23 protein-coding genes are annotated in these 26918 nt (G+C 74.7%); 12 read left to right on the forward strand and 11 right to left on the reverse strand.

The window, feature by feature from the left end:
- The first annotated feature begins 34 nt into the window (after nt 1-34).
- Together OG715_RS05235 and OG715_RS05240 are read left to right on the forward strand one after the other, a co-directional pair.
- Nucleotides 35-907, forward strand: a complete 873-nt coding sequence (locus OG715_RS05235; protein ID WP_053647769.1) for an AAA family ATPase — start codon at nt 35-37, stop codon at nt 905-907.
- A complete protein-coding gene (locus OG715_RS05240) occupies nt 904-2406 on the forward strand; it encodes a VWA domain-containing protein (protein WP_266276951.1) in 1503 nt (500 codons plus the stop codon). Before OG715_RS05235 ends, OG715_RS05240 begins: the two co-directional genes overlap by 4 nt.
- Nucleotides 2407-2458: 52 nt before the next feature.
- On the opposite strand, the gene OG715_RS05245 is transcribed toward OG715_RS05240, so the two are convergent.
- From OG715_RS05245 to OG715_RS05255, 3 genes are all read right to left on the reverse strand, one after another.
- On the reverse strand, nt 2459-3454 hold the full coding sequence (locus OG715_RS05245) for an alpha/beta fold hydrolase (RefSeq protein WP_266276950.1): 996 nt from the start codon (nt 3452-3454) through the stop codon (nt 2459-2461).
- Nucleotides 3455-3588: 134 nt separating this feature from the next.
- A complete protein-coding gene (locus OG715_RS05250; RefSeq protein ID WP_093863467.1) occupies nt 3589-3828 on the reverse strand; it encodes a hypothetical protein in 240 nt (79 codons plus the stop codon).
- Between the two features lie 10 nt (nt 3829-3838).
- Complete coding sequence (locus OG715_RS05255; protein ID WP_266276949.1) at nt 3839-5152, reverse strand: MFS transporter; 1314 nt, start codon at nt 5150-5152, stop codon at nt 3839-3841.
- Nucleotides 5153-5396: 244 nt separating this feature from the next.
- Between OG715_RS05255 and OG715_RS05260 the strand changes: the two genes are divergently transcribed.
- From OG715_RS05260 to OG715_RS05285, 6 genes are all read left to right on the forward strand, one after another.
- Nucleotides 5397-6893 carry a D-alanyl-D-alanine carboxypeptidase family protein gene (locus tag OG715_RS05260; RefSeq protein WP_323182294.1) on the forward strand — a complete coding sequence of 499 codons (1497 nt, stop codon included), beginning with the start codon at nt 5397-5399 and terminating at the stop codon, nt 6891-6893.
- 22 nt (nt 6894-6915) lie between these two features.
- Nucleotides 6916-7341, forward strand: a complete 426-nt coding sequence (locus OG715_RS05265; protein ID WP_266276947.1) for a PPOX class F420-dependent oxidoreductase — start codon at nt 6916-6918, stop codon at nt 7339-7341.
- A gap of 188 nt (nt 7342-7529) precedes the next feature.
- A complete protein-coding gene (locus OG715_RS05270; RefSeq protein ID WP_266276946.1) occupies nt 7530-9893 on the forward strand; it encodes a lamin tail domain-containing protein in 2364 nt (787 codons plus the stop codon).
- A 220-nt stretch (nt 9894-10113) separates the two neighbouring features.
- Nucleotides 10114-10272, forward strand: a complete 159-nt coding sequence (locus tag OG715_RS05275) for a hypothetical protein (protein ID WP_159425115.1) — start codon at nt 10114-10116, stop codon at nt 10270-10272.
- A gap of 53 nt (nt 10273-10325) precedes the next feature.
- A complete protein-coding gene (locus tag OG715_RS05280) occupies nt 10326-12587 on the forward strand; it encodes a heavy metal translocating P-type ATPase (RefSeq protein ID WP_266277465.1) in 2262 nt (753 codons plus the stop codon).
- Nucleotides 12584-13129 carry a copper chaperone PCu(A)C gene (locus tag OG715_RS05285; RefSeq protein WP_266276944.1) on the forward strand — a complete coding sequence of 182 codons (546 nt, stop codon included), beginning with the start codon at nt 12584-12586 and terminating at the stop codon, nt 13127-13129. Before OG715_RS05280 ends, OG715_RS05285 begins: the two co-directional genes overlap by 4 nt.
- Before the next feature lie 102 nt (nt 13130-13231).
- On the opposite strand, the gene OG715_RS05290 is transcribed toward OG715_RS05285, so the two are convergent.
- Both OG715_RS05290 and OG715_RS05295 read right to left on the reverse strand, forming a co-directional pair.
- Nucleotides 13232-14590 carry a M64 family metallopeptidase gene (locus tag OG715_RS05290; protein WP_266276942.1) on the reverse strand — a complete coding sequence of 453 codons (1359 nt, stop codon included), beginning with the start codon at nt 14588-14590 and terminating at the stop codon, nt 13232-13234.
- Between the two features lie 303 nt (nt 14591-14893).
- Nucleotides 14894-16081, reverse strand: a complete 1188-nt coding sequence (locus tag OG715_RS05295; protein ID WP_266276940.1) for a hypothetical protein — start codon at nt 16079-16081, stop codon at nt 14894-14896.
- A 457-nt stretch (nt 16082-16538) separates the two neighbouring features.
- Between OG715_RS05295 and OG715_RS05300 the strand changes: the two genes are divergently transcribed.
- Nucleotides 16539-17774 carry a hypothetical protein gene (locus tag OG715_RS05300; RefSeq protein ID WP_266276939.1) on the forward strand — a complete coding sequence of 412 codons (1236 nt, stop codon included), beginning with the start codon at nt 16539-16541 and terminating at the stop codon, nt 17772-17774.
- A 68-nt stretch (nt 17775-17842) separates the two neighbouring features.
- Here the strand turns inward: OG715_RS05300 and OG715_RS05305 are convergent, their stop codons facing one another.
- Both OG715_RS05305 and OG715_RS05310 read right to left on the reverse strand, forming a co-directional pair.
- The gene (locus tag OG715_RS05305) at nt 17843-18892 is read right to left on the reverse strand and encodes an Acg family FMN-binding oxidoreductase (protein ID WP_266276938.1); all 1050 of its coding nucleotides are present in this window, start codon (nt 18890-18892) and stop codon (nt 17843-17845) included.
- Nucleotides 18893-19160: 268 nt separating this feature from the next.
- Nucleotides 19161-20072 carry a universal stress protein gene (locus OG715_RS05310; protein ID WP_266276936.1) on the reverse strand — a complete coding sequence of 304 codons (912 nt, stop codon included), beginning with the start codon at nt 20070-20072 and terminating at the stop codon, nt 19161-19163.
- A gap of 597 nt (nt 20073-20669) precedes the next feature.
- On the opposite strand from OG715_RS05310, the gene OG715_RS05315 reads away from it, so the two are divergent.
- On the forward strand, nt 20670-22430 hold the full coding sequence (locus OG715_RS05315) for a sensor histidine kinase (protein ID WP_266277463.1): 1761 nt from the start codon (nt 20670-20672) through the stop codon (nt 22428-22430).
- Here OG715_RS05315 and OG715_RS05320 read toward each other — a convergent pair.
- Complete coding sequence (locus OG715_RS05320; RefSeq protein WP_266276934.1) at nt 22399-22758, reverse strand: hypothetical protein; 360 nt, start codon at nt 22756-22758, stop codon at nt 22399-22401. The two genes, OG715_RS05315 and OG715_RS05320, sit on opposite strands and share 32 nt — an antisense overlap.
- Nucleotides 22759-23451: 693 nt before the next feature.
- On the opposite strand from OG715_RS05320, the gene OG715_RS05325 reads away from it, so the two are divergent.
- Together OG715_RS05325 and OG715_RS05330 are read left to right on the forward strand one after the other, a co-directional pair.
- Entirely contained in the window at nt 23452-23688 is a 237-nt protein-coding gene (locus tag OG715_RS05325; protein WP_266276932.1) for a hypothetical protein, read from the forward strand.
- Between the two features lie 307 nt (nt 23689-23995).
- The gene (locus OG715_RS05330) at nt 23996-24664 is read left to right on the forward strand and encodes a hypothetical protein (protein ID WP_266276930.1); all 669 of its coding nucleotides are present in this window, start codon (nt 23996-23998) and stop codon (nt 24662-24664) included.
- A gap of 217 nt (nt 24665-24881) precedes the next feature.
- On the opposite strand, the gene OG715_RS05335 is transcribed toward OG715_RS05330, so the two are convergent.
- The 3 genes from OG715_RS05335 to OG715_RS05345 all read right to left on the reverse strand — a co-directional run bounded on the left by OG715_RS05335 (nt 24882) and on the right by OG715_RS05345 (nt 26820).
- Nucleotides 24882-25313 carry a pyridoxamine 5'-phosphate oxidase family protein gene (locus tag OG715_RS05335; RefSeq protein WP_266276929.1) on the reverse strand — a complete coding sequence of 144 codons (432 nt, stop codon included), beginning with the start codon at nt 25311-25313 and terminating at the stop codon, nt 24882-24884.
- A gap of 153 nt (nt 25314-25466) precedes the next feature.
- Nucleotides 25467-26213, reverse strand: coding sequence for a response regulator (locus tag OG715_RS05340; protein ID WP_266276928.1), 747 nt, complete (start codon nt 26211-26213; stop codon nt 25467-25469).
- Between the two features lie 163 nt (nt 26214-26376).
- Nucleotides 26377-26820 (reverse strand): nuclear transport factor 2 family protein, encoded by a 444-nt coding sequence (locus tag OG715_RS05345; protein WP_266276926.1) that lies wholly within the window; start codon nt 26818-26820, stop codon nt 26377-26379.
- Nucleotides 26821-26918 lie beyond the last annotated feature (98 nt).

The raw sequence follows: 26918 nt of genomic DNA on the forward strand, positions 1-26918 counted from the left end.
GACGGACACCGGACCACGGGGATGCGGGGCAGGCATGGTCGGCGAGGGCACGCAGTTCTTCGAGTCGGTGGCCGACACGGCCGCACGGCTGGCCGAGGTCGGCTACCTGGCCTCCACCGAGGTCGCCACCACCGTCTTCCTCGCCGACCGGCTCGGCAAGCCGCTCCTGGTCGAGGGCCCGGCCGGGGTCGGCAAGACCGAACTCGCCAAGGCCGTCGCCGCGCTCGGCCGGGCCCGGCTGGTCCGGCTCCAGTGCTACGAGGGCATCGACGAGTCCCGCGCCCTCTACGAGTGGAACCACGCCAAGCAGTTGCTGCGGATCACCGCCGGACGGGACGAGGGTTGGGACGCCGCCCGCACCGACATCTTCGGCGAGGAGTTCCTGCTCACCCGGCCGCTGCTCACCGCCATCCGCGGCGACGAACCGACCGTGCTGCTCATCGACGAGATGGACAAGGCCGACGTCGAGGTCGAGGCGCTGCTGCTCGAAGTGCTCAGCGACTACCAGGTCACCGTGCCGGAGCTCGGCACCATCACGGCGACCCGCCGCCCCTTCGTCCTGCTCACCTCCAACGCCACCCGGGAACTCTCCGAGGCGCTGCGCCGCCGCTGCCTCTTCCTCCACCTCGACTACCCGGAGGCCGAACTGGAGCGCCGGATCGTCCGGCTGCGCGTCCCCGGACTGGACGCGGCGCTGGCCGACTCGCTGGTCCGGGTGGTCGGCGCACTGCGGGCACTGGAACTGCGCAAGGCCCCCTCGGTCGCCGAGACGGTCGACTGGGCCCGCACCCTGCTCGCCCTCGGCGCCGACACCCTGGACGAGACGGTCGTCCGGGCCACCCTCGGGGTCGTCCTCAAGCACCAGGACGACGTGCTGAAGGCCGCCCAGAAGCTCACCCTCGCGTGACCGTCCCGCCCCCGTCCGGTGTCCCCGTCCCCCCTGCGGACCTCGCCGCCCGGCTGACCGCCTTCGTGCGCGCGCTGCGCACCCACGGCCTGCGGATCGGGCCCGCCGAGACGGTCGACGCCGCGGCGGTCCTCGCCGTCCTCGGCCTCGCCGAGCGCGAGCAGGTCCGGGCCGGACTCGCCGCCGCGCTGCTGCGCACCGACGGGCAGCGCGGGGTCTTCGACGCCGCCTTCGACCTGTTCTTCCCGCTCGGCGTCGGCGATCCGGAGGCCGTGCGCCGGGCCTCGGCGCGGCAGGCCGCCGACCCGTCCGACCCGGACCCGGACGCGGACCCGGACGCGGACCCGGCGGTGCTCCGGGAGGAGCTCCGGGCCCGGCTGGTGGCGGCGCTCGCCGCCGACGACCGGGCCGCCCTGGCCGGGCTCGCCGGCGAGGCGGTGGCGGCGTTCGGCCGCTACGGCGGCGCCGGCGCCGCCGGCCGACCCGGCAACGACGGCTGGTCGGCCTACCAGACCCTCGGCCGGCTCGCACCCGAGACCCTGCTGGCCAGGGTGCTCGCGGCCCTGCGCGCCGGTGCCACCGGTGCCGCCGACGCCGCACCGGACCCCACCGCGCCCGACCTCGCCGACCACGTCCTGCCCGACGAGATCCGCCGCCGCATCCAGGGCTTCCGCGCCATGGTCGCCACCGAGGCACGCCGACGGGCGGCCGAGCTCCGAGGCACCGAACGCCTCGCCGAACGGGCCGTCGCACCGAGCCCCGACCGGATCGACTTCCTCACCGCCGGACGCGACCAGCTCGCCGAACTCCGCCGCACCGTCCACCCGTTGGCCCGGAAGCTGGCCACCCGGCTGGCCGCGCGCCGACGCCGGGCCGCACGCGGGCGGATCGACCTGCGCCGCACCCTGCGCCGCTCGCTCTCCACCGGCGGCGTCCCGCTGCGCCCCGCCCACCGGCTGCGACGGCCCGCCCGGCCCGAACTCGTCCTGCTCTGCGACGTGTCCGGCTCGGTGGCGGGCTTCTCCGACTTCACCCTCCTGCTGGTCCAGGCGATGCGCGACCAGTTCAGCAAGGTCCGGGTGTTCGCGTTCGTCAACCGCACCGCCGAGGTGACGGACCTGCTGACCCGGGGCGGCGGCGACCCGGCCACGCTGGCCCGGCGGATCCTCACCGAGGCCAAGGTGATGGGCCACCACGGCAACAGCGACTACGGCTCGGCCCTCGGCGAGTTCGCCGAACGCCATCTGGACGCCGTGGGTCCGCGGACCGCCGTGCTGATCCTCGGCGACGCCCGCAACAACTACCGGGACCCGCACCTGCCCGCCCTGCGGCTGATCGCGGCCCGCGCCCGCCAGGTCCACTGGCTCAACCCGGAGCAGCCCTCGCTCTGGGGCACCGGCGACTCCGCCGCCCCCGCCTACGCCGAGGTGGTGCCGATGCACTGCTGCCGCAACGCCCGCCGGCTGGGCGAGTTCATCGGCCGGCTGCTGCCGGTCTGAGGCGGCGTTGGGGGCGGGGCCCGGACCCCGCCCCCGACTGCCGTCCAGCGCCTCAGCCGTCCAGTTGGCCGAGGAAGTCGAGCAGGGCCGCGTTGACCTCCGCCGGGCTCTCCTGCTGGGTCCAGTGGCCGACGCCCGGAAGCGTGACGCGCCGGTAGAGCTTCGGCGCCAGGCGCTCCAGCAGTCCGCGCATCGCCTCCTCGGGGATCAGGGCCATCACCATGTCCTGGTCCCCCGCCACGTAGAGGGCGGGCACCTCCACCGGCCGCCCGGCCAGCCCGGCGAGCAGCTCGTTGTTCCGGTCGATGTTGCGGTACCAGTTGAGACCGCCGGTGAACGCCCGCTCGCCGTGCTCGGCGTAGTCGGCGACGAACGCCTCGATGTCCGCCTCGGAGAGCCAGTGCGGCAGCTTCTCCGGCTCGGGGACGCTGTCCAGCAGGGTCTGCCCCTCGCGGATCACCCAGGCCCGAGGCCCCCCGCCGTCCGGCCGGGCGCCGGCGCCGCTGGACAGCATCCGGCGGAACGTCGAGTGCAGGTCCCGGCCGAGCTCGGCGTCCGCGACGCCGGGGCGCTGGAAGTAGATCTGGTAGAAGCCCTCGCCGAACCGCTCCCGGGCCTGGGCCAGCGGCGGCAGGCCGAGGGTGGGCAGCGGCGGGACGCTCAGCCCCGCCACACCGCGCACCAGGTCGGGGCGGAGCGCCGCCGTGCTCCAGGCGACCGGGGCGCCCCAGTCGTGGCCGACCAGGACGGCGCTCTCCTCGCCGAGGGCGCCGATCAGCGCGGTGACGTCGCCGACCAGGTGCAGCAGGGTGTACGCGTCGACCGACTCGGGCTGCTCGCTGCGGGCGTAGCCGCGCTGGTCGACGGCGACCACGCGGTAGCCGGCCTCGGCGAGCGGGGCGAACTGGTGCCGCCAGGAGTACCAGCTCTCCGGGAAGCCGTGCAGCAGCAGGACCAGTGGCCCCTCCCCCTGTTCGGCGACGTGCAGCCGGACTCCGTTCACCTCGACCTGACGGTGCGCGATACGTCCGTACGCCTGCTTGGTCATGCGGCCCTCCTCGTCGACGACGCGTCACCCGGCAGAACGGGCGGCGGCCGACCGTTCGTTCCCCGCCGCCGCCCGTCCGCCGAGCCCCTTCCCGCTCCCCTTCCGCTCCCCGCCCGGGCTCCCCGCTCCCCGCTTCAGTCCCCGCTGTCGCGCCGCGTCCGGCCCCCGCCCTCCCGCCGGTCGAGCAGCGCCGTCGCGGCGGCCAGCAGGGCGCCCACCGCGATCAGCACGAAGTAGCCGGCGGTCCGGTGGTCGGCGGGGACGAGATAGCTGACGAAACCGAAGACGTGCAGGCCCCACAGGTGGTCGACGAGGAGGCCGTTGATGCCGCCGACGATCAGGACGAAGCTCACGAATCCCAGCAGGTTCTTCATGATCCCGACGTTAGGCAGCCGGGTCGCCGACGGGATCCGCCTTTCGGCGCGAGCGGGAGCCACCAAAGTCGCGCATCCGCAGCAGCACCGGCACGGCGGCGAGCGCCGGGGCGGCGGCCAGGGCGAAGCAGAGCGGCAGCGGCAGGTGCCCGACCAGCAGGCCCCCGCCCGCGCCGCCGACGGCCGAACCGGCGTTGACGGCGGAGTTCACCCAGGCGCCGGCCCTGGTCCTGGCCTCCGGCGCGACCGCCTCGTCCGCGACCAGGTAGGAGGTGGTGAGGGCGGGCGAGACGAAGAACCCGGCGACCCCGACGGCCACGCCGAGCAGGACCGGGCCGGGCGCGAGCCCGGCGGCGGCCAGCGCCAGGCCCAGGCCGGCGGTGAACAGCGGCAGCCGGACGGCGTTCGGCACCGGCCGGTCCAGCGCGCCCAGCCCGAGGCCGCCGACGGCGCTGCCGGCGGACAGCGCGGCCAGGATCCAGCCCACCGCCTCCGGTCGCCCCCGGTCCTCGGCGAAGGCGAGCACCATGATGTCCAGCGCGCCCAGCGCCAGCCCGGTCACCGCGGACGCGAGCACCGCGGCGCGCAGCGCCCGTCCGCCGCCGAGCGGTGTCCGGCGGCGGCGCCCGCGCCTGCCCGCGACCGACGACGCCGCAGTGTCGGGGTCGTCCGCCTCGGCGGGTGCGTCCGGTCCGCCCGCCGCCACCGGCGAGGCCACCAGCAGCAGGGCCCCGGCGAGCAGCAGCCCCGCGCCCACGACCACCGCGCCACCCGGGCCGACGACCGGGAGCAGCAGACCGACCAGCAACGGCCCGGTGACGAAGAGCAGTTCCTCCGCGACGCCGTCCAGGCTGAACGCGCGGCGCAGCAGCACCGGATCGGGCAGCAGGCGCCGCCAGAAGGTCCGCATCACCGGACCGAGCGGCGGTGTGCAGGTGCCCGCCGCGACGACGAGCGCGCCGACCGCCGCCGGAGCGACGCCCGGCCGGGCCGTGGCCGCGACCACGGCGAGCAGCAGGGCGCCGTACAGCACCGCCATCGGCGGCAGCACCCGCCGGGGGCCGTGGCGGTCGACCAGTCCGGCCCGGACCGGGGAGAGGAGGACGCTGGCGAGCGCGAACAGGGCCATCGCCGCGCCGGCCGCGGAGTAGGAGCCGGTGGCCTCGCGGACGGTGAGCAGCAGGGCGAGCGGAACCACCCCGTAGGAGAGGCGGCCGAGCAGCGCGGCGGCGAAGGTGCGGCCGGCGTGCGGGGCGCCGAGCACGGCGCGGTAGCCGGGGCGGGCGGAGGGGTCGCGCGGAGGCGCGGAAGCGGTGGAAGGCACGGTGGACGTCCTCAGGGAGGTCCGGTGCGCGGGCCGGGAGGTCACGGCGGGCGGTACCGGAGGTGCGTACGGGGACACCGGAGGGCCGCGCGGTTCCCGATCGGTCGGGGCGCGGTCGCGTCGGGCCTGTTACGCACGGAGGGAGGACATGGGCCGTACCGTACCAGTCCGCCGCGCGGTGCGGGAGGGCCCGGACGGAGCAGCGGGCAGGGCGGCGCGGCGGCCGTCCGGGTACGTTCGCGGTGTGCAGCAGAGGTCACCCCACGTCAACAGGCGGGCCCGGGCCGGGAGACCGGCGGCGGCCGGTGCCGTCGCCGTCCTGGTCCTCGCGGCCGGCGCGCCCGCCGCGTCCTCGGCCCCGTCCCCCTCGCCGTCCCCGTCCGCTTCCGCCACGCCGGCGGCAGCGGGTGCCGGTACCGCCCAGGACGCGGCCGCCGTGGTCGGCGGCGAGCGGCTGGGCCGGCCGGCCGTCCAGGTCGCGCCCCGCACCGGGGCGCCCGAACTGCCGGCCACCCTCACCGGGCGGTCCTGGCTGATCGCCGACGCCGCGACCGGCGAGGTGCTCGCCGCGCGCAACGCCCACCTCCCGCTGCCGCCCGCCAGCACCCTCAAGATGCTGTTCGCCGACACGGTGCTGCCCAAGTTCGACCGCGCCCTGGAGCACCAGGTGGTTCCCGCCGAACTCGCCGCGCTCGGCGCGGGCAGCAGCCTGGTCGGCATCAAGGAGAACCTGCCGTACCGGGTCGAGGACCTCTGGCGCGGCGTCTTCCTCGCGTCCGGCAACGACGCCGTGCACGTGCTGTCCCACATGAACGGCGGCCTGGCCAGCACCGTCGCCCAGATGCAGCAGCGGGCGACCGCCCTCCAGGCGCGCGACACCCGGGTGGTCTCCCCGGAGGGCTACGACCAGGACGGCCAGGTCTCCTCGGCGTACGACCTCACGCTGTTCGCCCGCGCCGGGCTGCGCAACCCCGACTTCCGCGGCTACTGCGCGACCCGCACCGCCCGCTTCCCCGGCGCGGTGGACAAGACGACGGGGCAGCGGTCCGCGTTCGACATCGCCAACACGGACCGCCTGCTGGGCAAGTACCCCGGCCTGATCGGGGTGAAGAACGGCTACACCACCAACGCGGGCGCCACCTTCACCGGCGCGGCCGAACGCGACGGCCGGACCCTGCTGGTGACGGTGATGCACCCGGAGCAGCAGTCCAAGGTCTACGACGAGGCGGCCGCGCTGCTGGACTGGGGCTTCGCGGCGGCCGGCAAGGTCGAGCCGGTCGGACGCCTGGTCGAGGAGGAGGCCGGGCCCGGCGCGTCCGCCGCCCCGGCCACCGAGGCACCGGCCTCCGGTGTGCTGCCGCACGCCATCCAGCAGGCCGACCACGCCCTCGGCCCGGCGGGCTGGACGGCACTCGCCTTCGGCGCCGCGCTGGCCCTCTGGGCGGCCGGGCGCCTGCGCACCCGGCGGCGTCCGCACACCGCGGCGGCCGCGACGGCCGCGCTCCCCGTCCTCCCCGGCGGTGTCCCGGTCCCCCCGCGCCCGGACTACGCCCCGCGCATCGCCCACTCCGTTCCGGCCCGGACGGCGGCCGGTCCCGCCCGCCGCGGCGCCACCGCCGTCGGCGGCGCCACGGCGGTGGGCGGCGGCGCCCGCCGACGCCTCACCCGCCGCGCCCGCTCCCTGGCCCGCACCGGCCGCGCCCGCTTCGCCGCGACCACCGCCCCGCGCCGCCGCCCCTGAGACGGGCCCTAGAATGCCCGGCATGAGCGCCACTCCCCACCCCGACCCGCACCGGCAGGAACGGCTCGAACGCCTGGTCAGCCTCTCCTCCGGCAGCTACCTGCTGGTCACCACCTTCAAGAAGGACGGCACCGCCGTGCCGACGCCGGTGTGGGTGGTGCGTGACGGGGAGGCGCTCGGCGTCTGGACCGTCACCGACTCGTGGAAGGTCAAGCGGATCCGCAACCGACCGGACGTCCTGGTCGGCCCCTGCGACGTCCGGGGCAATCCGACCGGCGAGTCCGTCCCGGCCACCGCCGAGATCCTCGGCCCCGAGCGCACCGCCGCGTACCGGACGCTGCTGCGGCAGAAGTACGGGCTGGTCGGTGTCATGACGGTGCTCGGCAGCCGGCTGCGGCGCGGCGAGCGCGGCACGATCGGCATCCGGCTCACGCTCACCGACGGCTGAGGCCCGACACCCCTCCCGCCCCACGTCCCCCACGAAGCCACCTGGCCCTCGTCCGGTTCATGCCAGGGAAAACGTTCTTCCGTTGGACGCCTGGTCGTTCGCCACGGCGCGCGGTACGGCATGGGTGGCGCTGCTAGAAAACACAGCGCCCGCCCATCCACTGCTGCACGCCCGTCAGGAGGACGCCCATGCGGCGAACCGATCGAGTCCGGCTCCGCGCACTGGCGGTGGCATCGGCCGCCACCGTCGTCGCGGCGCTCACCGCGCTGCCCGCCGGCACCGCGCAGGCCGTGTCCCCGGACCTCGTCATCAGCCAGGTGTACGGCGGCGGCGGCAACTCCGGCGCGCCGTACCTCAATGACTTCGTCGAGCTGTACAACCGGGGCACCACCCCGGTCAGCGTCACCGGCTGGACCGTCCAGTACGCCTCGGCGGCCGGGTCCTCCTGGTCGAAGACCACCCTGTCGGGCACCATCGCCCCCGGCAAGTACTACCTGGTGCAGGAGGCCGCCGGGGCCGGTTCCGGCGCCGCCCTCCCGACGCCGGACGCCACCGGCACCATCGCGATGGGCGCCAACGCCGGGAAGATCGCGCTGGTCACCAACTCCACCGCGCTGACCTGCGCCACCGGCTGCGCCACCCAGCCCGGGGTCAAGGACTTCGTCGGCTACGGCACGACCGCCTCCTCCGCCGAGGGCTCGCCCACCGGGAACCTCGCCAACACCACCGCGGCGGTGCGGGCCGGCGGCGGCGCCACCGACACCGACAACAACGCGGCCGACTTCGCCGTCACCGCCCCCACCCCGCGCAACTCCACCTCCGGCGGCGGGACGGGCGGCACCCGGATCCGCGGTATCCAGGGCGCCGCCCGGACCTCCCCGCTGGCGGGCCAGCCGGTCACCGGCGTCCCCGGCGTCGTCACCGCGGTCGGCCCGAGCGGCTACTGGTTCCAGGACCCGCAGCCCGACGCCGACCCGGCGACCAGCGAGGCGCTGTACGTCTACACGGCGGGCGCCCCCGGCGTGGCCGTCGGCGACTCCGTCCAGGTCGGCGGCACCGTCAGCGAGTACCGCCCCGGCGGCACCGGCGGCACCACCAACCTCACGGTCACCGAACTCACCTCGCCCAGCACCACCGTGCTCGCCCACAACGCGGCCCTGCCCGCCGCCACCGTGGTCGGCGCCGGCGGCCGGGTGCCGCCCGCCGCGGTGATCTCCAGCGTCACCACGGGCGACGTCGAGACCGCCGGCGGCTTCCAACCGGCCACCGACGGCCTGGACTTCTGGGAGTCGCTGGAGGGCATGCGGGTCCAGCTGAACAACGCCGCCGTCGTCGGACCGAGGGCCTCCGTCGGCGAGATCCCGGTCGTGCCGCAGGGCTCCACCACCAGGACCGCCCGCGGCGGCATCCTGCTCCAGGCCGCGGACGGCAACCCCGAGCGGGTCCTGCTGGACGACGTGCTCGCGCCGACCCCGGCCGCCAACGTCGGTGACACCCTCTCCGGCGCCACCGTCGGCGTCATCGACTACTCCTTCGGCAACTTCAAGCTGCTGGTCACCGCCACCCCGACCGTCCTCCCCGGCGGCCTCGCCCCGGAGACCACCGCCGCACCGGCCGCCGGCGAGCTGTCCACGGCGACCTTCAACGTCGAGAACCTCGCGCCGAGCGACCCGCAGGCCAAGTTCGACGGCCTCGCCGCCGCCGTCGTCACCAACCTGCGCTCGCCCGACCTGGTCGCCCTGGAGGAGATCCAGGACAACTCCGGCGCCACCGACAACGGCGTGGTCGCCGCCGACCAGACCCTGGCCAAGCTCACCGCCGCCATCACCGCCGCCGGCGGCCCGGCCTACTCCTACCGCCAGCTCGACCCGGTCAACGACCAGGACGGCGGCCAGCCCGGCGGCAACATCCGCCAGGTGTTCCTCTACCGCACCGACCGGGGCCTGAGCTTCACCGACCGCCCGGGCGCCGGCTCCACCACCGCCGACTCCGTGGTCAACAACGGCGGCGTCCCCGCCCTCGCCTACTCCCCCGGCCGAATAGACCCGACCAACACGGCCTTCAACGCCAGCCGCAAGCCGCTGGCGGGCGAGTTCCGCTGGAACGGCCGCCCGGTGTTCGTGATCGCCAACCACTTCAACTCCAAGGGCGGCGACCAGCCCCTCTTCGGCCGCTACCAGCAGCCGGCCCGCCCGTCCGAGACCCAGCGCCACGCGCAGGCCACGGCGGTCAAGACCTTCACCGACCGGATCCTCGCCGTCGACCCGAACGCCGCGGTGATCGTCCTCGGCGACCTCAACGACTTCGAGTTCTCCCAGACCACCGACCTCCTCACCGCCGGCGGCTCGCTGGTCGACCTCCCCCGCACCCTCCCCCTCGCCGAGCGGTACACCTACGTCTACGAGGGCAACTCCCAGGTCCTCGACCACATCCTGATCTCCCCCGCCCTCGCGGCCCGCGCCTACAGCTACGACATCGTCCACCTTAACAGCGAGTTCGCCCCCCAGCTGAGCGACCACGACCCGCAGGTGGTCCGGATCCCGCTCCCGTAGCACCGCCCTCCCCCCGTCCGCACCCCCCGCTGCCCCGGCGTCACCTCCCCGGCGCCGGGGCAGCGCCGTACCCGGAACCCCGCGCACCGCACGTCCGCCGTTCGGCCCGGGGTGGGCCGGACGGGGGATGTGATCCGGGTCATTGGGGGTGGGCGGGAACCCGGCGGGGTGGGGGCACGACTGGTGGGGCGTGAGTGGGATGTCGCCGGGTGCCCGGCCGTTGAGTGTGCTCGCGGGGTTCGCCCTGCTGCTGGTAGTGGTGTTCGTCGTGGCGTTCGCGGTGGGTCGCGGCGCCGGGCCGGTGACGCCCGGGCTGACGCCCGGTGGCGGAGGCGGCGGGAAGCCCGGAATGGGCCACGACATGGGGGCGGCCCGGTGAGGGCGGCCGCGGAGTCCGAGGCGCTGGTGTCCACCGACCTGGCGGTCGGCGGGATGACCTGCGCGGCGTGTGTGAGCCGGGTGGAGAAGCGGCTGGCCCGGATCGAGGGCGTGAGTGCCGGGGTGAACCTCGCCACCGGGCGGGCCCGGGTGCTGCACCCGGCCGGAGTGGGGCCGGAGGAGTTGGTCGCGGCGGTCGAACGGGCCGGTTACACGGCCGAGTTGGCTCCTGACGGCGTGCCGTCCGCCGGGCCGGCGGCGGAGGAGGCCGGGGAGCGGTGGCGGCTGCTGGTGACGGCGCTGCTGGCGGTGCCCGTACTGGTGCTGTCGATGGTGCCGTCCGCGCAGTTCCCGGGCTGGCAGTGGGTCTGCTTCGGGCTGGCACTGCCGGTGGTGAGCTGGGGTTCGGCCGGCTTCCACCTCCGGGCGCTGCGGGGCCTGCGGCACGCGGCGGCGACCATGGACACCCTGGTGAGCCTCGGTGTGGTCGCCTCCTTCGCCTGGTCCGCGTACGCGCTGCTGTTCGGCGGGGCGGGCGCGATCGGGATGCGGATGCCGTTCTCGCTGACCGCGGACGGCGGCGGCACCGCGCACGTCTACCTGGAGGCGGCCGTCGGGGTGCCGCTGTTCGTGCTGGCCGGGCGCCTGCTGGAGGGCAGGGTGCGGCAGCGCACCGGTTCCGCGCTGCGGGCGCTGGCCGAGCTGGGCGCCAAGCAGGTGTGCGTCCGCGACCCGGGGAGCGGCGAGGAGCGGCTGCTGCCGATCGAACAGCTGCTGCCGGGGCAGGAGTTCGTGGTCCGTCCGGGTGAGCGGGTGGCCACCGACGGGCTGGTCGTGGAGGGCGGTTCGGCGCTCGACCTGAGCCTGCTGACCGGCGAGTCGGTGCCGGTCGAGGTCGGGCCGGGCGACCGGGTGGCGGGCGCCACGGTGAACGTCGGCGGGGCGCTGGTGGTGCGGGCGACGGCGGTCGGCGCGGACACCCAACTGGCCCGGATCACCGCACTGGTGGCGGACGCCCAGGCCGGCAAGGCGCGGGCGCAGCGGCTGGCGGACACCGTCGCCGGGGTGTTCGTGCCCTGTGTGCTGACGGTGGCGGTGTGCGTGCTCGGCTTCTGGCTGGGCGCGGGCGCCGACCCGCAGGCGGCGGTGACGGCGGCGGTCGCCGTACTGGTGGTCGCCTGCCCGTGCGCGCTGGGCCTGGCCACGCCGACCGCGCTGCTGGCGGCGACCGGTCGGGGCGCAGAGCTGGGCGTGCTGGTCCGCGGCCCGGAGGTGCTGGAGAGCCTGCGCCGGGTCGACACCGTGGTGCTGGACAAGACCGGCACCCTGACCACCGGTCGGATGGAGCTCGCGACGGTGGCCGTGGCCGCCGGTGCGGGTGTCGACGAGGAGCGGGTGCTGCGGCTCGCGGGAGCCGTCGAGCACCGTTCGGAGCACCCTGTCGGGCGGGCCGTCGTGGGGGCGGCCCGAGCCCGGTGCGGCTCCGACCCCCTTCCGGTGGTGGCCGGTTTCGCGGCCACCACCGGGGTCGGGGTGTCCGGCGAGGTCGAGGGGATCGCGGTGCGGGTGGTCCGCCCGGACGAGGCCGGGGAGCCGTTGCCCGCCGAGCTGACGGCGGCGCTCGCGGACGCCTCGGCGGCGGGCCGCACGCCGGTGGTGGTGGAACTGGACGGCCTCCCGGTGGCGGTGCTGGCGGTCGGCGACACGCTGCGCTCGGGCAGCTGGCGCGCGCTGCACCGGCTGCGCGGCATGGGCCTGGAGCCGGTGCTGCTGACCGGCGACGGCCCGGGGGCGGCGCGCGCGGTCGCGGAGGAGCTGGGCATCGAGCGGGTGCACGCCTCGGCCTCCCCGGAGCGCAAGGCGGAGGTGGTGGCCGAGCTGAGGGCCGCCGGGCGGACCGTCGCGGTGGTCGGCGACGGCGTCAACGACGCGGTGGCGCTGGCCTCGGCGGACCTCGGGGTGGCACTCGCCTCGGGCAGTGACGCGGCGATCGGCGCGGCCGGGCTGACCCTGGTGCGCGGGGACATCGAGGCGGTGGTGGACGCCGTCCGGCTGGCCCGGCGCACCCTGGCGACGATCCGGACCAATCTGGTGTGGGCGTTCGGCTACAACGTGGTGCTGATCCCGCTGGCGGCGGTGGGGCTGCTGAACCCGATGCTGGCGGCGGTGGCGATGTCGCTGAGTTCGCTGCTGGTGGTGGGCAACAGCCTGCGGCTGCGGACCTGGCGCCCGGGGCGGGGTACGGCGGACGAACCCGGGGGCGGTCGGTCTCCGCGGCCGGCCCGGGCGCGGCGCTCGGCGGGTGCGGCGTGGTGAGCGGACGGCCCTCGGCCGGGGGCCGGACGGTCGAGCGGTCGAAGCCGGCCGGACGAGCGAGGACGGTCGAGCGGCTGAAGGTGGCCGGACCGCCGGTCGGGGCCGCCCTGGTGGCGCTGGCGCTGCTGTCCGGGTGGACGGCGATCGGCGGTGCGGGCACGGCGCGCCCGGTCGAGGTCGGACCGGGCTGGCTGCTCCTGCCGTCGGCGGGCGGGGTCCCGTCCACCGCGGCCTTCTTCACGGTCCGCAACCCCGGCGACATACCGGACGAACTCACCGGCGCCAGCTGGGAGTTCGGCGGCAAGGTGACCCTGAAGCGGCATCTGCACCAGGGCGCGGCGGGCAGTTGGGCTCCGGTCACGGCCCTGGAGGTCCCCGAGCGGGGGGAGCTGGCCATGTCCCCGGAGGACGCAGATCTGATGATCATAAATCCGCCCGCGCTGAAGGTCGGCCAGTGGGTGGAGTTCACCCTGACCTTCCGCAACAGCCCCGAGCAGAAGGTCAGGGCGGAGGTCCGCCCGCCCGGCGGCCGCCGCAGCTGAACCCCGAGGAGGCCCGGCCCCCCGTCCGGCCTCCTCGGACCCACCGGGTGGGCCACTCGCGTCGAGGGTCGGTGGCCCACCCGGTGACACCCCGGACCTCGCTCACTCCGGCTCGACGATCCGCCGGAGCGACATCGGCAGATCCGCGAGGGACAGGTCGGCCAGTGACGCGATCGGGGTGACGTCCAGTGCGGGGTCCTCCCGCAGCGGAACCTCGCCGAGCGCATCGCCGCGGCCGGCCCCGACGGAGACGAGGTCCACGGTCAGCTCCGACAGGTCCGCGCCGCGCAGCTCCGCACTCGCCACCCGGACCACGAAGTCGAAGGCGTCCGGCCGGTGCACGACGTGCTCGCGAGGGCCGTCCGTCCCGATCTCGCTGAAGCCCCGGCTGACGCCCGCGTCGGGCAGCGAGCCGAGCGCCACCCGCCGGCCGCCGATCCGCACCTCATGGGCGAACCCCTGTGTCACAAGGCCGGTTTCGACGAACGGGCCGTCGAACTCGCGCGCCTCCAGCACCCGCAGGACGCCCTGCTCCAGACGGACGACCAGCCTGACGTAGCCCGTTCCGTCGCCCTCCGACAGCGCGGCGGTCGTGTCCCCGGACCCGACGCCGATCAGCGGAGCATTGGCGAGGTACGGCGCTACGACCTCTGTCATGGCTTTGGCACACACCGGGCAGAACTCCGGATAATTCTTCCTCATCCGGCAGTTCACCACCGGCCGGTAGACCCCGAACCGGTACGAGCCGCCGCCGCCCTCGAACAGTCCGACGTCCTGACTGTCGTCCCAGCCCGACGGCTTCGGGGGCGTGTAGTCGTCGCCGCCGGTCGGCACCAGGGTCTCGGCCCGCACCGACCGACCCCATTTCAACGTCGCGCGGTCGGTGTTCGTGGTGAGGTTGGGTACCGTGGGCTCGGTGTCACCGTACGTCTCGTCCCGGTCGTGGTACTCGTCTCCGAGCCGGCCCATCGCGTGACCGAACTCGTGCGCGAGCGTCGGCCAGCCGATGCCGAGTGGCACGGTCGCCCGCCAGTTGCCGCCGCGCCCGCCGCGCCCGGGATTGTTCAGCACCACCAGCTTGAGTTGGTGTTCGGGGACCAGCTCCGACAGTGCCGACGCCAGTCTTCCGGCGGTGGACGGGCCGTCCTCGACCCAGAGGTGCGCCCAGTTGCCGTTGTAGTACGCCCCGAGCGCCGTGTCGCGGTCGTCTTGCCGGATCAGGTTTCCGTCCGCGCCGTACGTCTTGGTGCCCACCCCGGACTCCAGCGACACCAGGTTCACGCGCACGATGTTGAATGCGGCCTTGTTGGCTTCGAAGAAGTCCTGGGCGAAGAGCCCGTCCGTGAGCAGCCTGTCGACTGCCGTGTTGTACGCGTCCTGGTCCTGGGGGCCGAACCCGTCGCCCACCACCGCCACCGTGATCTTGCTGCCGGGCGGGCCGCTCTGGAACAACGTGGTCACCGAAGCGGCGAGCCAAGGGACTTCGGACGCCGACAGATCCGACCGCAACCAGCTGCGCAGGCTCGACGTGCCGTCCGCGCGCATGGGCTCCCGGATCCCTCCGGCGACGTGGAGGTCCTTCGCGGTGGTGAATGCTCGCAGGCTCAACACGGTTGCCCTCCCGATGCCTCGATCGCCTCGTTCGTCGCTGTCGCTACGCGCTCCGGGCCCTGCCGGAGCACGGTCCTGGACGTCCCGGTCGTCGGTCGCGGACCGGCCGTGCGCCGGCCGGTCCGGCGGAAGCCGCTGAAGGTCCGCATCACGTCAGTGCAGGGTGACGAGGATCGGCAGCAGGCCCGTCCCGTCGGCCAGCGGGGCCATCGCCTTGCCGAGCACGGCGCCGAACGAGCGGGCGGCGTCGTCGGCCTTCATCGCGTGGCCCGGGGTCGGTGAGGTGGTGAGCAGGTCACCGGCCTCGATGGCGCCGAAGGAGGCGTCGGCCTTGCAGTACACCTTGCCGACCAGGGCGAGCGCCTGCCGCCCCGCGGCCTCGCCCTGGTGGTCGAGGACCACCCCGGGGCGGTACTCACCGGCACCGGAGACGACACCGGCGACCCGTCGGTCGTAGGCGCTCTCACTCACCCGGACCCGGTCCACGCCGTCGATCACCATGACCGTGCCCGGTTCGACGGACACCGGGTCGGCCGTCGCGAAGTGCTCGGCGAGGTCGGCCCCGACGAGTTTCACGTCGCCGTTGACCACCACGTCGCCGGTCACCACCACGTCGCCGAAGAAGCGGCCCGCGACCGGTCCGATGCCGCAGACCCCGGCGCCCTCGGTGTTTCCGCCCGCGACCGCGCCGACCACTCCGCTCGCGTTGGGGACCTCCGTGTATCCGAACACGCCGTTGCCGACCGGAGGGCCACCGGCCGGTGCCCGGGAGGTCGCGTTGTTGCGGCCGAAGATGCCGTTGCTCCCGCTGTCGTTGGCCGTTCCGGCGATCGCGTCGCCGTGCCCGCCGACGATCCCGACGACTGCCTGGCCCCGCTTCGTCTCCGCCCAGACGGCGGTGCTCTCCTCGTCGCCGTCCACAACGGCTACGAGCGCCCGGCCCTTCCGCGTCTCCGCCCAGACGCCGGTACCCTCATTGGTCGCCAGCCCAACGACGGACCGCCCCTTCTTCGTCTCCGCCCACACGGCGGTGCTCTCCTCGTCGCCGTCCACAACGGCTACGAGCGCCCGGCCCTTCCGTGTCGCGGCCCAGACGCCGACGCCCTCATTGGTCGCCAGCCCAACTATGGACCGCCCCTTCTTCGTCTCCGCCCAGACGGCGGTGCTCTCCTCGTTGCCGTTCACGGCGGCGACGAGCGCCCGGCCCTTCTTCGTCTCCGCCCAGACGCCGGTACCCTCCTCGTCGACGGCCCCGACGATCGCCCGACCCTGCTTCAGTTGCCCCCAAACTCCGACGCCGGTGTCACTGACACCGACGACGCCGCGGCCCTTCGGACTCACCCCCCATATACCGGCGCCCCCATTGGTGTTCGCGCCGTCCACACCTGCCACGTTCGGATCGTTCGAACTGCCGTGAACACTCGCCATGACCGCCTCCAGCGTCCTTGCCCCCCGGGACCGGGCGTACGACACGGACCCTTCCCCGGCACCTGGCGACCATTCGGCGCGCGCGGGGGGCGTGCAGAAGTGCGGTGCTTCTCCCCTGTGCCCTCGCGGAGGACCCCGGGCCCGGCCGACGGCCTGTCGGTCGGGCCCGGTAGTTTGTGGACCGTCATTCCGGGGCCGCCGGGAATTCGGATGCTCCGACCAGGGAGTCCGTGCTTTCCTGTGTCACCGCGTCACACCGTCAGCACGTCACGCAGTCACCGCGTCACGCGGTCGCCCCGTTCGCGGGGCGTGGTGGCGGTCGCACGCCCGGCAGCCCTGCCCCGCACCGAGGAGTTTCCCCATCAGTACCGTGATACGCCGGTCCGCCCGCACCGCCCTGGCCACCGCCGCCTGCGGCGCCGTCCTCGCCGGCGGCCTCGCCGCGTGCGGGACCGTCCAGCAGCTCAACGCGGCCGACAAGGTGTCGAAGGCGTTCGAGACCTTCGGCAGCGGCAAGTCCTTCAGCGCCAAGCTGTCGGTCGACGCCACCCCCGCGCAGATCCAGGCCTTCGGCACGGCCACCGGCGAGGAGATCGACAAGGACAGCGCGGCCGCGCTGTCCGCCGTGAGCCTGTCGATCGCCTTCAGCGCGGACAAGCCGCTCAAGGACATCAAGCCCGCCAAGGGCTCCGGCAACGGCGCCGCGCCGGCCGCCGACCCGTCGGTCTCGGCCTCCTACACGCTCTCCGGCAAGGGCGGCGCACCGCTGCTGGAGCTCCGCCAGGTCGGTGGCAAGGCCTACGCACGCGGGGACCTCGCCGGCTTCGCGCAGCTCGTCGGCGAGAACGCCGCCGAGGTCGAGGGCCTGGCCGAGGGCCTGCCCGCCGCTCTGGGGAACGCGCTCAAGGGCCAGTGGGTCGGCTTCGACGCCAAGACCCTCGGAAGCACGGGCGGCGCGGGCGGCACGGGTGGCGCCGGTGGGGCCGCGACCCCCGCACCGACCCTGGACCCGAAGGCCGCGGAGAACCTCAACGCCTCGATCAAGGGCATCCTCACCCACGACCTGTCCTTCGAGGACAAGGGCAAGCAGGACGGCAAGGAGCGGATCACCGTCACCGCCCCGGCCCGCAAGCTGACGGACGACCTGCTGAAGGCCGTCGAACCGCTCGCCAAGGACATCCCGAACCTCGCCAAGCTCCCCAAGTCCGCCCCGGCCGGTGTGCCGGACCGCCCGCTGGCGCTGGACCTCTACCTCGACGGCGGCGCGCTGTCCGCCGTGACCTTCGACCTGGCCCAGCTCGCGGAGAAGGCCGGTCCCGGCACGCCGCTGCCGCTCCGGATCGCGTTCGGCCACGACACCCCGGCCGTCCAGGCCCCCGCCGGCGCCACCGAACTCACCACCGAGGACATCAGCGGCCTCTTCGGCGGGCTCGCCGCCGCCGCCGGCGGCGCGGGTGGCACGGACGGACCTGCCACGCCGCTCACCGACGCCCAGATCAAGGAGCTGACCCAGGACGGCGCCCTGAACGAGGAGCAGGTGCGGCTGTACAACGCGATGGGCCTGAGCTACCAGGACATCAAGGACCTCGCCGACCTGAAGGCGTGAAGTCCTGAAGGTGTGAAGTCCTGAGGCCCTGAGGTCCTGACCTCCAGGTCGGTACGGCCCGGGCCCGGCTACGCCGGTGGCGGCCCGGGCCGTGCCGACAGGTCCAGCACGTCCTCGACCGGCCGGCGCGGCGTGGCCGCACCGGCCGGGCCGTAGCCCAGCCGCAGCACCAGCTGGACGTGGCGGGGCCCGTCGGCCGGGTCGCGCAGGCGCCAGCGCAGGTCGGGCCACTCCACCGGCTGGTGCCACACCGTCAGCCGCAGTCCGTGCACGGTGGCCAGCAGCCAGACCCGCTCCAGCGCCTGCCCCGCCCGCAGCCAGTCCGCCCGACCGTCCCCCGGGGTGCTCAACGTGCAGAGCCGGGGCAGCGCCTCGAACCGTTCGGACGGCTGCACCGGCCCCTCGTGGTGCGGCGGCCGACCCGCGTACTCGCGCGTCGGCACCCGGGCGTCGTGGTCCTGCGGGCCGAGCACCGCGTACGGCAGGCCGTCGACGGCGGCGGGTGCGGAGGTGTCGGCCCCGGTGTCCGGCCGCAGCCAGGAGTGGGTCTCGGCCTGCCGCGCGGGGTCGTGGGCGATCCGGTCCTCGGCCTCCCTGGTGACCGCCAGCACCCGCCGCACCCCTGCCTCCCCCAGGACGGCGAGCGCCGCGCCCTCCTCCCCGGCGGCGGCGACCAGTTCGACGGCGACCGCCTCCGGAACGCCCTGCTCGGTGAACGGCCGCCGACTGGAGCGGCGCTCGGCGATCGCGGGGTAGAGGTCCCGGCCGAACGGTCCGGGGCCTCCCGCTCCGGCGGCCCCGGCGGGCCCGGACAGCTCCAGGGCGGCGAGCAGCTGCGGGTCCGCCGGATCGGGCAGCAGCCGGACGGCGGCCTCCCGGCCGAGCCTGACGCCCGCGACCCGCAGGTTGAACAGCGCCGCGCCCACCGCGATGTGCAGGGCGGCACCACTGGCATCGGCGAGCGGGACGGCCCGGCCCTGATCGGCGTGGACCTCGACGCCCCGGCCGTCCGGGGTCGGCCGGAAACGCCACGGCTGGCTGTTGTGCAGGGACGGCGCCGCGCCACCCGCGACGGCGAGCAGCCGCAGGTCGGCCGGAGTGAGAGCTGATGGGGTCATGGTGATCCTCTCCGGGCCTCGACACCCCGGGGCCCGGCCTCATCGGCCGCACGCCCCAATACCCCCGAGCGTGCCCCGCCCCCGCGCCCGCCGCAAAGGGTCCAACGGCCCGCTTCGCCGCCGGTGCCCGGGCGCTGCCGGTGGCAGGCGCTACTCTCCGTACCCGCCGCGGGACCGGGGCCGGAGCACGAGCCGGAGCCGGGGCGGGACCGGGGCCGGGACCGGAGCCGGGGCGGGCCGACCGCGGCAACACCTTCCGGCGACGGCGTCAGGGGTGGGGGACGACGGCGATCGGGGGGCGGGCGTGGTGGAGCACGGCGTGGGCGGTGCGGCCGAGACGCGGCGCGAGGTCGTGCGGGCGGCGTCGGCGGCCGACCACCAGCAGGGCCGCGTCCTCGGTGTCCTCGACGAGGGTGCGGGCCGCTCCCAGCCGGGCCTGTTCGACGACCTCGATGTGCGGGTACCGGGCGCGGTGGCCGGCCAGGGCGGCGGCCAGGGCCTTCTCCTCGACGGCCCGCAGCTGGGCCGTCTCGGTCCCGGAGGGCAGGAAGCCGACCACCGCGAAGGACGCCGGGAGGTTCCAGCCGTGGACGGCGCGGACCCGGGCGCCGCGCAATTCGGCCTCGCGGAAGGCGAAGTCGAGCACGGTGTCGCTGGGCGCGCCCGCGTCGACGCCGACCACCACCTCGGACACGGCCCCGCTCTCCCCGGTGCTCTCCGCGCTGGTCTCCGCGCCGGTCTCCGGCCCCGGCTGCCGGACCACCACGACCGGGACGGCCGCACGCCCCGCGACCGCCATGCTCACCGAGCCGACCAGCAGTCCCTTGAAGCCGCCGAGGCCGCGCGAGCCCAGCACGAGCAGACCGGCGTCCTCACTGGCCTCACTGGCCTCGGTGGCCGCGACCAGTCCGTCCACGGCGGCGTCGAGCACCACATCGGTCTGCACGGTGAGGCCCGGGTGCCGGCTGCCGACCTCCTCCGCCACGGCGGCCAGCATCCGCTGGGCGGCCACCGGGAGGTCCTCGGGGTCGGCGAACGAGGCGCGCCCGTCGGTGAGCCACGGCCAGGCGTGCAGCAGCCGCAACGGGGCGCCCCGCCGCAGCGCCTCCCCGGCGGCCCAGTGCGCGGCGACGGTGCTCTCGGGCGAGCCGTCGACTCCGGCCAGGACTGCGGGCGTCATGGGTACTTCCTTCCGCTGCTGGTCCGCGGCGCGGGGCGCACCACGGGTGGCACTGCCGGGTGGCGGGTACCTCGGGCCCTGCACTGACGCACCGTCGGCACCCTCCCCCACCCTGGTCGGCGGACCGTTCGGCAGCCAGGGGCCACGAGGCCCTGTCCGCCGGGTCCTAGGACCTGAATCATGGCCAGGGGGGCGCGGGGTGGTCGCCGACCGGCGCGCGGACGGCCGTACGCACCTCTCCCGGCCCGTTCGTGACCGACCCCGGCGTCCCCCGCACGTGCCTGCGGCACTAACGTGAATCCGACAAAGCACCTGATCGGACCATACGTCCGTCAGGCCGTCGGACTGCCTCGGGCGGATCCGGACCAGCAGCACGAACACACGAGGAGGACGCCGGTGGGCGGCGCGGAGGACACGCGGACGGGCACCGGCGGAGACCAGCAGGAACGGGCGGCGCGCGAACGGGCGGACGGCACCCCGCCGCCCGGCTGCCCGGCCCACCCGGGGGACCCGGGAGACCCGGGGAAGCAGTCCGGACCGTCGCGGCAGGCAGCAGAGGCACCGCAGTCCCGCGTTCCGTCCGGCGGCGGCCCGCGGATCCCCCAGCTGCGCCTGGACGAGCTGCTGGAGGAGCTCCAATGGCGGATCGACGCGGCGCGCGGCACCCGGGACCGGGTGCACAGCCTGCTGGAGGCGGTCCTCGCGGTCGGTCGCGAACTCGACCTCGCCCAGGCGCTGCACCGGATCGTCGAGGCCGCCGCCGACCTGGTCGACGCCCGTTACGCGGCGCTCGGGGTGATCGGTGCCGACGGGCACTCGCTCTCGCAGTTCCTCACGGTCGGCCTGAGCCCCCGGGAGATCGGGGCGATCGGCCCGCAGCCGACCGGCCGGGGCATCCTCGGCGAGCTGATCCGCGACCCGCAGCCGCTGCGCTGCCCCACGCTCTCCGAGCACCCGGCCTCGGTGGGCTTCCCGCCGAACCACCCGCCGATGCACACCTTCCTCGGGGTGCCGGTCCGGGTGCGCGGCGAGGTGTTCGGCAATCTGTACCTGACCGACAAGCGGGGCGGGCTGGACTTCGACGCCGACGACGAGGCGGTCATCTCGACCCTGGCCGTCGCGGCCGGGGTCGCCATCGACAACGCCCGGCTGTACGAGGAGGCGCAGCGCCAGCAGCGGTGGCTGCGGGCGAGCGCCGAGATCACCCGCAGTCTGCTCTCCGGCGCGCCCCGGCTGGAGGTCGTGGAGCTGATCGCGCGCCGGGCCCGGGAGATCGCGGGCGCCGAACTGGCCGATGTGTCGGTGGCGTTGGCCGATCCGGGCGAGCGGGCGGCCGAACTGACGGTGGAGGTCGCGCTGGGCGGGCGGGCGGAGGGCCGGCTCGGGGTGACGGTGCCGGTGGACGGCACGCTGTCCGGCGCCGCCTACGCCTCGGGTTCACCGGCGACCAGCGACGAGCTGGAGCACGACGGGCGGTTCCCGGCGGGGCCCCCGGGGCGGTTCACGGGGCTGGGTCCGGCCGTCGCGGTGCCACTGGGCACCGGCGGGGGGTTCGGGCGCGGTGTGCTGCTGCTGGCCCGGGCGCACGGGCAGCCGCCCTTCACGGCCGAGGAGACCGGCCCGCTGCTGGGCTTCGCCGACCAGGCTGCACTGGCCCTGGAACTGGCCGAACGGCGCCGGGACGCCGAGCAGTTGACACTCCTGGAGGACCGCGACCGGATCGCCAGGGACCTCCACGACCTGGCCATCCAGCGACTGTTCGCGACCGGTATGACCCTGCAGAGCGCGGGGCGGCTGATCGAGAGCCGGAGCGCGGCCGACCGGGTGAGCCGGGCGGTCGCGGACCTGGACGAGACGATCAAGATCATCCGTTCGACCATCTTCGGCCTGCGCGCCCACAGCGAGCCCGACCGGGGCCTGCGCGCCCGCGCCACCCGCGCCGTCGGCGAGGCCCAGGCCACCCTGGGCTTCGCGCCGCGGCTCAGCATGGAGGGGCTGCTCGACACCGATGTGCCGCAGGAGCTGGCCGAGCACGTCATGGCCGTGCTCGGCGAGGCCCTCAGCAACGCCGCCCGGCACGCCCGCGCGAGCCGGGTGGAGGTGGCCCTGCGCGCGGCCGGCGGCACGGTGACGCTCACGGTGACGGACGACGGCGTGGGCGTCCCGCCCTCCGGGCGCCGAAGCGGGCTGCGCAACCTCGCCGAACGCGCCGAACGCGCGGGCGGCACCTTCGACCTCGGCCCGGCCGGGGACGGCGGCACCCGGCTGGTGTGGGAGGCCCCGCTCGGCGTGCAGCGGGCACGGACGGGAGCGGACCGGACCGGACTCAGGCGGCCGCGCGCTTGGCGAAGACCGTGATCCTGCCGACGGCGGCCATGGTCACGGACACGTGGTCCGTGCCGGGCCCCCCGTCGGTGACGGTGATGCACAGCGGGGTGCCGAGGAGGGTGGCGCCCTCGACCTTGGTGATCGTGTAGCCGGGGTAGCTCCCGACGAACCCGCCGGAGGCCTCCAGGCGGGTCTGGATCAGGAAGTCACCGGACTGCCGGCTCCCGACCTCGTTGCAGGCCGCCAACCGGGACGCGGGCGCGGAGTCGGCGGCGGGGACGGCCGCCGAGGCCGCCGGGGCCAGGGCCAGGACGGAGAGGGCGGACGCGGCCGCGAGGCAGGCACTTCGTGTACGCATGGCTGTCATGCGGCGATCGTCCACCTCGGCCCGCCCGCGCGCGAGCGGACCGCAGGACCCACTGCTCCGAACGCGCGGTTGTACACATCGGCGACGCTCTCACCCCCACCCGGGCACCGCCCGGAGACGTCTTCCGGGAGCCCGCCGCCCTCAGCAACACTGAGAATGCGGAGCAGGCTGCGACTACGGCCTCGGTACTGGTGGGCTCGCGTATTCAACTGTCATGGGTTCCCCGAGGAACCCAGCCCGCCGGTGACCGGGCGTGATTGCCAGCGGCATATTGAGCGCATCGGGATGTCTGCGTCGGTCGTCCCCGGTTCGCGCCGCGTCGGACACGAACCGGGCGGCTCGACCCGAAGTCCGGCCTCCGCCGGCGAACTTGTCCGGCCTCGCCGGACGGCTTGCTCGCCCGCAGGTCGGGCGGCGCATGCCCGTTGGTCCAGCGGCCGGGCCCCACTGCGGGTTGTTAGGGTGAGGGCCGGTCAGGAACGGCCGAGGCGAGGGGGATCCATGGCTTCGCAGGACGGTGGTGACCGTGCGGGCTTCGGGTGCGTGGCGTGCTGCGCCGAGGACGCTGCGGTGGCGCAGGCGCACCACCGCAGCCCCGACGGGGTCCGGCCAGAGAGGATGATCCGGGACGACTCGCATTTCATCGTCTCTGTTCAGCGGTGCGGCCTGTGCTCGCAGGCCTTCGTGAGCGTGTTCACCGAGTACATCGACTGGGTCGCCTCGCAGGACGCGCAGTACCGCACCGTGCTGCCGATCACGGACACCGAGGCGGACGACCTGGTGGCGGGGCGGTTGAGCCCGCACCGGGCAGGGGCCCTGGGACACGGCCGCCGCCATCTGCAGAGCGACTGGCCGAGCGATGCCGAGGAACCGTCCGTGTACTGGGACAGCGGGGTCTTCGAGGTCCGCGAGGGGCACTGACCCGGACGACGCGCTGCGCGCCTGTCGGTTGTGCATGCCGTTGTCGCCCCGCCGACGGGCCGGAAAGTGGGGGTCGGAAGTACGAGAACCGCGCCCTCGTGATGGACACGGCGGCGCCAACCTTCCTACGGCCGCCGACGGGCATCCTTCCGGCGAAATCCTCGTCGGGCGACCTGGGAACGCAAGGGCTAGCGTGGAAATGACGAACGCAAGTACCTGAAATTTCTCTGCCTGCGGCAACTGTTGATCCGTGCATCGGAGAGGCGTCGCCGTGGCACGCCGGCACAACCACAAGGAGATGGTGGGAATGTCGCACCAGTTCCCAGGTGCGGACAAGGGGTCCGCCGAGCGTGACGTGAGGGACGCGGACCCCGTTCGGATAGCCGACGGGCTGGCCGGTGAGTTGTCCGCTCGCCCCGAACACACCGGCCGCAGGCGCGAGCTCTACCCGGACGTTCCGCTTGTTCTCGACGGAGAAGTGGTCGAGGACGTTGAACGCATGAACGCGGAAGTGACGCGGCCCTTGTTCATGACGCGTCTGATCCACAACTCGTCCCTGGCTCTGGGGGCCTTCACCGACCGCGAAGCGATGCTGTCGGAGGCGCGCCGTATGTACACCGACCCCGAGGAAGGGGCGCTGGAGGCGGCCCTCGAAACGACCTGTACGCAGCCACCGGACGCCTTGCCCACACGGGTGTGCTTCTTCGAGGACATCAATGAGCAGGGCGACGTGAAGTGCGTGGAGGCGGGGCTGGGATATCCGGACCTGAGCAAGGTGCACCGAGGTTTCCTGGGCGCAGGGGATTGGATTTTCGTCATCTCCTCCTTGAGCAGGTGCCGATTCGATGTATCACTCTTCGATCTCCTCCAATGGCACGGGGACGAGTTCTTCCAACCCAAGGGATGCAATACTCCCGATCTCGGCCGCTTCCGCTGGAACGACCTGGCGGTGTCCATCGCGAATTGGGGGACATGACCCGCAGCCCGATGCCGACGGGGTACGTCCAGCTCCTCGGAGGTTGTCCACCGCGAAGTGCTGCTGAAGCGCGCCGTTCACCAGGCATTGCCGTCGTAGGTGCGCCAGTCCGCCGGCGACCCGCTCCCGAACGGTCGCAGCCGGCCGCCGGTGGTTCACCAGTCGGCCGAGGCTCCGTTCGGCGGCCCAGCGGCGGGGCTGGACGACAAACGCCCCGTCAGGCCGCGTCGGGGGCCAGGTGGCGGCCGACGACGAGTTCGGGGGCGATGCGGATCTCCGCGCGGGCGCCGGGCGCCGGGGACGGGCGACGGACCTCCGCGCGGCCCAGGACGGTGACGCACCAGCCGGTGCCGTCGGCGCCGTCCACCTCGTCGGCCTCGAAGGCGATCACGGCCCCGTCGACGGCGCGGGCCAGTTCGGAGCCGGGCACCGTCGAGAGCAGCACACCGCCGAGCGGGTCCAGCCGGAAGCGGACCGGGAGGACGGCCGGCAGGGCGCCGACCGTGTAGACCACCCGGCCCACTCCGGCGCGGCGCAGCAGTTCCAGCGCGCGGGCCTCGTCGAGGCCGGGCTCCGGCGCGACACCTCCGGACCGCCCCGGGGCGGGCGGCTCGACCTGCACGGACGCGGGTTCACGATCGGCGTTCATACCAGCGATCGTCACCCGTCGGGCGGGGCGGGGCGAGGGCCGATGGTCCCGCCGGGAGTCCCGTCCACCCGATCGGCAGTCCGGCAGTCCGGCAGGCGGGCAGGCGGGCAGGCGGGCAGTCCGCCCGCCCGGCAGCCGGGGCCGGGGCAACCGTCAGCCGCGCGGGCCGTGGCCGAGCAGGCGTGCGTGGTGGGCCGACCGCTCCGGCACCCGCTCGGCGGCCGCGGACTGGCGCAGCTCGGTCGCGATCAGCGCGGCCTGGACGCGTCGCTCCACACCCAGCTTGGCGAGCAGCCGGGACACGTGGTTCTTGACCGTCTTCTCGGCCAGGTACAGCCGTTCGCCGATCTGACGGTTCGTCAGACCCTCGCCGATCAGCGCGAGCACCTCCTGCTCGCGGGCGGTCAGCTCCGGTCCTCCGGCGGCCGGCCGTTCCGGCTGGGCCTCGCTGCGCAGGCGGTTGAGCAGGCGGGTCGCGGCGCCCGGGTCGAGCATCGAGCGGCCGGAGGCGACGGTCCGGACGGCGGTGACCAGATCGGTGCCGCTGATCTGCTTCAGCACATAGCCGGCCGCGCCCGCCATCACGGCGTCGAGCAGTGCCTCCTCGTCGTCGAAGGAGGTCAGCATCAGACAGGCCAGATCGGGCATCCTGGAGCGCAGTTCGCGGCAGACGGCCACACCGTCGCCGTCGCTGAGGCGCACGTCCAGCACGGCGACGTCGGGGCGCAGCGCCGGGACCCGGACCAGGGCCTGCTCCGCGGTGGCGGCCTCGCCGACCACCTCCAGGTCGGGTTCGCCGTCCAGCAGGTCGTGCACCCCTCGGCGCACCACCTCGTGGTCGTCCAGCAGGAACACCCTGACCGGTGCCGCCGCGGCGGTACCGGTCGTCTCGCTCGCCATGTCGCGACTCCACCCTCTTCCCTGTCCGGCACACCGCACGCCGGGTCCACCGCATCATCCCCTGCGGGCCGCGCCGGCCCCAGGGTCGAACGACCCCATTCGCGGCGGAGCAGGACGTACTCCCCGGCGGCGGGTCCGCCCCGCCGCCGGGGGGGGGTGCGCGCTACTCCGCCGGGCGCAGCGCGCCGAGCAGCCGGTCGACGGCACCGAAGGCGACCGCGCCGTCCAGGGGGTTGGTGTACACCCGGGACCAGGTGATCAGGCCGCCGCGGACGCGGGCGAACATCACCGAGTCGAGGGTGTAGCGCTTCCCCGTGGCGAGCACCTCGCCGTGCAGCCGGTACTCGGCGACGGCGAGTTCGGGGTCGGTCGTGCCGTACACCTCGATCCGGTCGACGGCGTCGAAGCGCTGTATCGCGGCCCCCCGCTGGAGGTGGGTGAGGAAGGCCTCCCGGCCCGGCTGCTGCTGCGGCACACCTGGCGTCAGGTAGGGCAGTTCGAAGACGGCGTCGGTGGTGACCAGGTCGACCACCGCCAGGTCGGGGCCCTTGCCCATCAACTGGACGAACTGGTGCAGGACTTCGCTCGGCGAGGCGGTGGCGGTCATCGGACGTTCCTCTCGACAGGACCGGGGGCGTCCCCCGGTGGGGCTGATGGGTATCCGGGCCCGGAGTTCCTCGGCAAGGTTACGGCGGCGGGTCGGTG

The organism is Kitasatospora purpeofusca (genome assembly GCF_036010405.1).
In the GTDB taxonomy this organism is placed as follows: domain Bacteria; phylum Actinomycetota; class Actinomycetes; order Streptomycetales; family Streptomycetaceae; genus Kitasatospora; species Kitasatospora purpeofusca.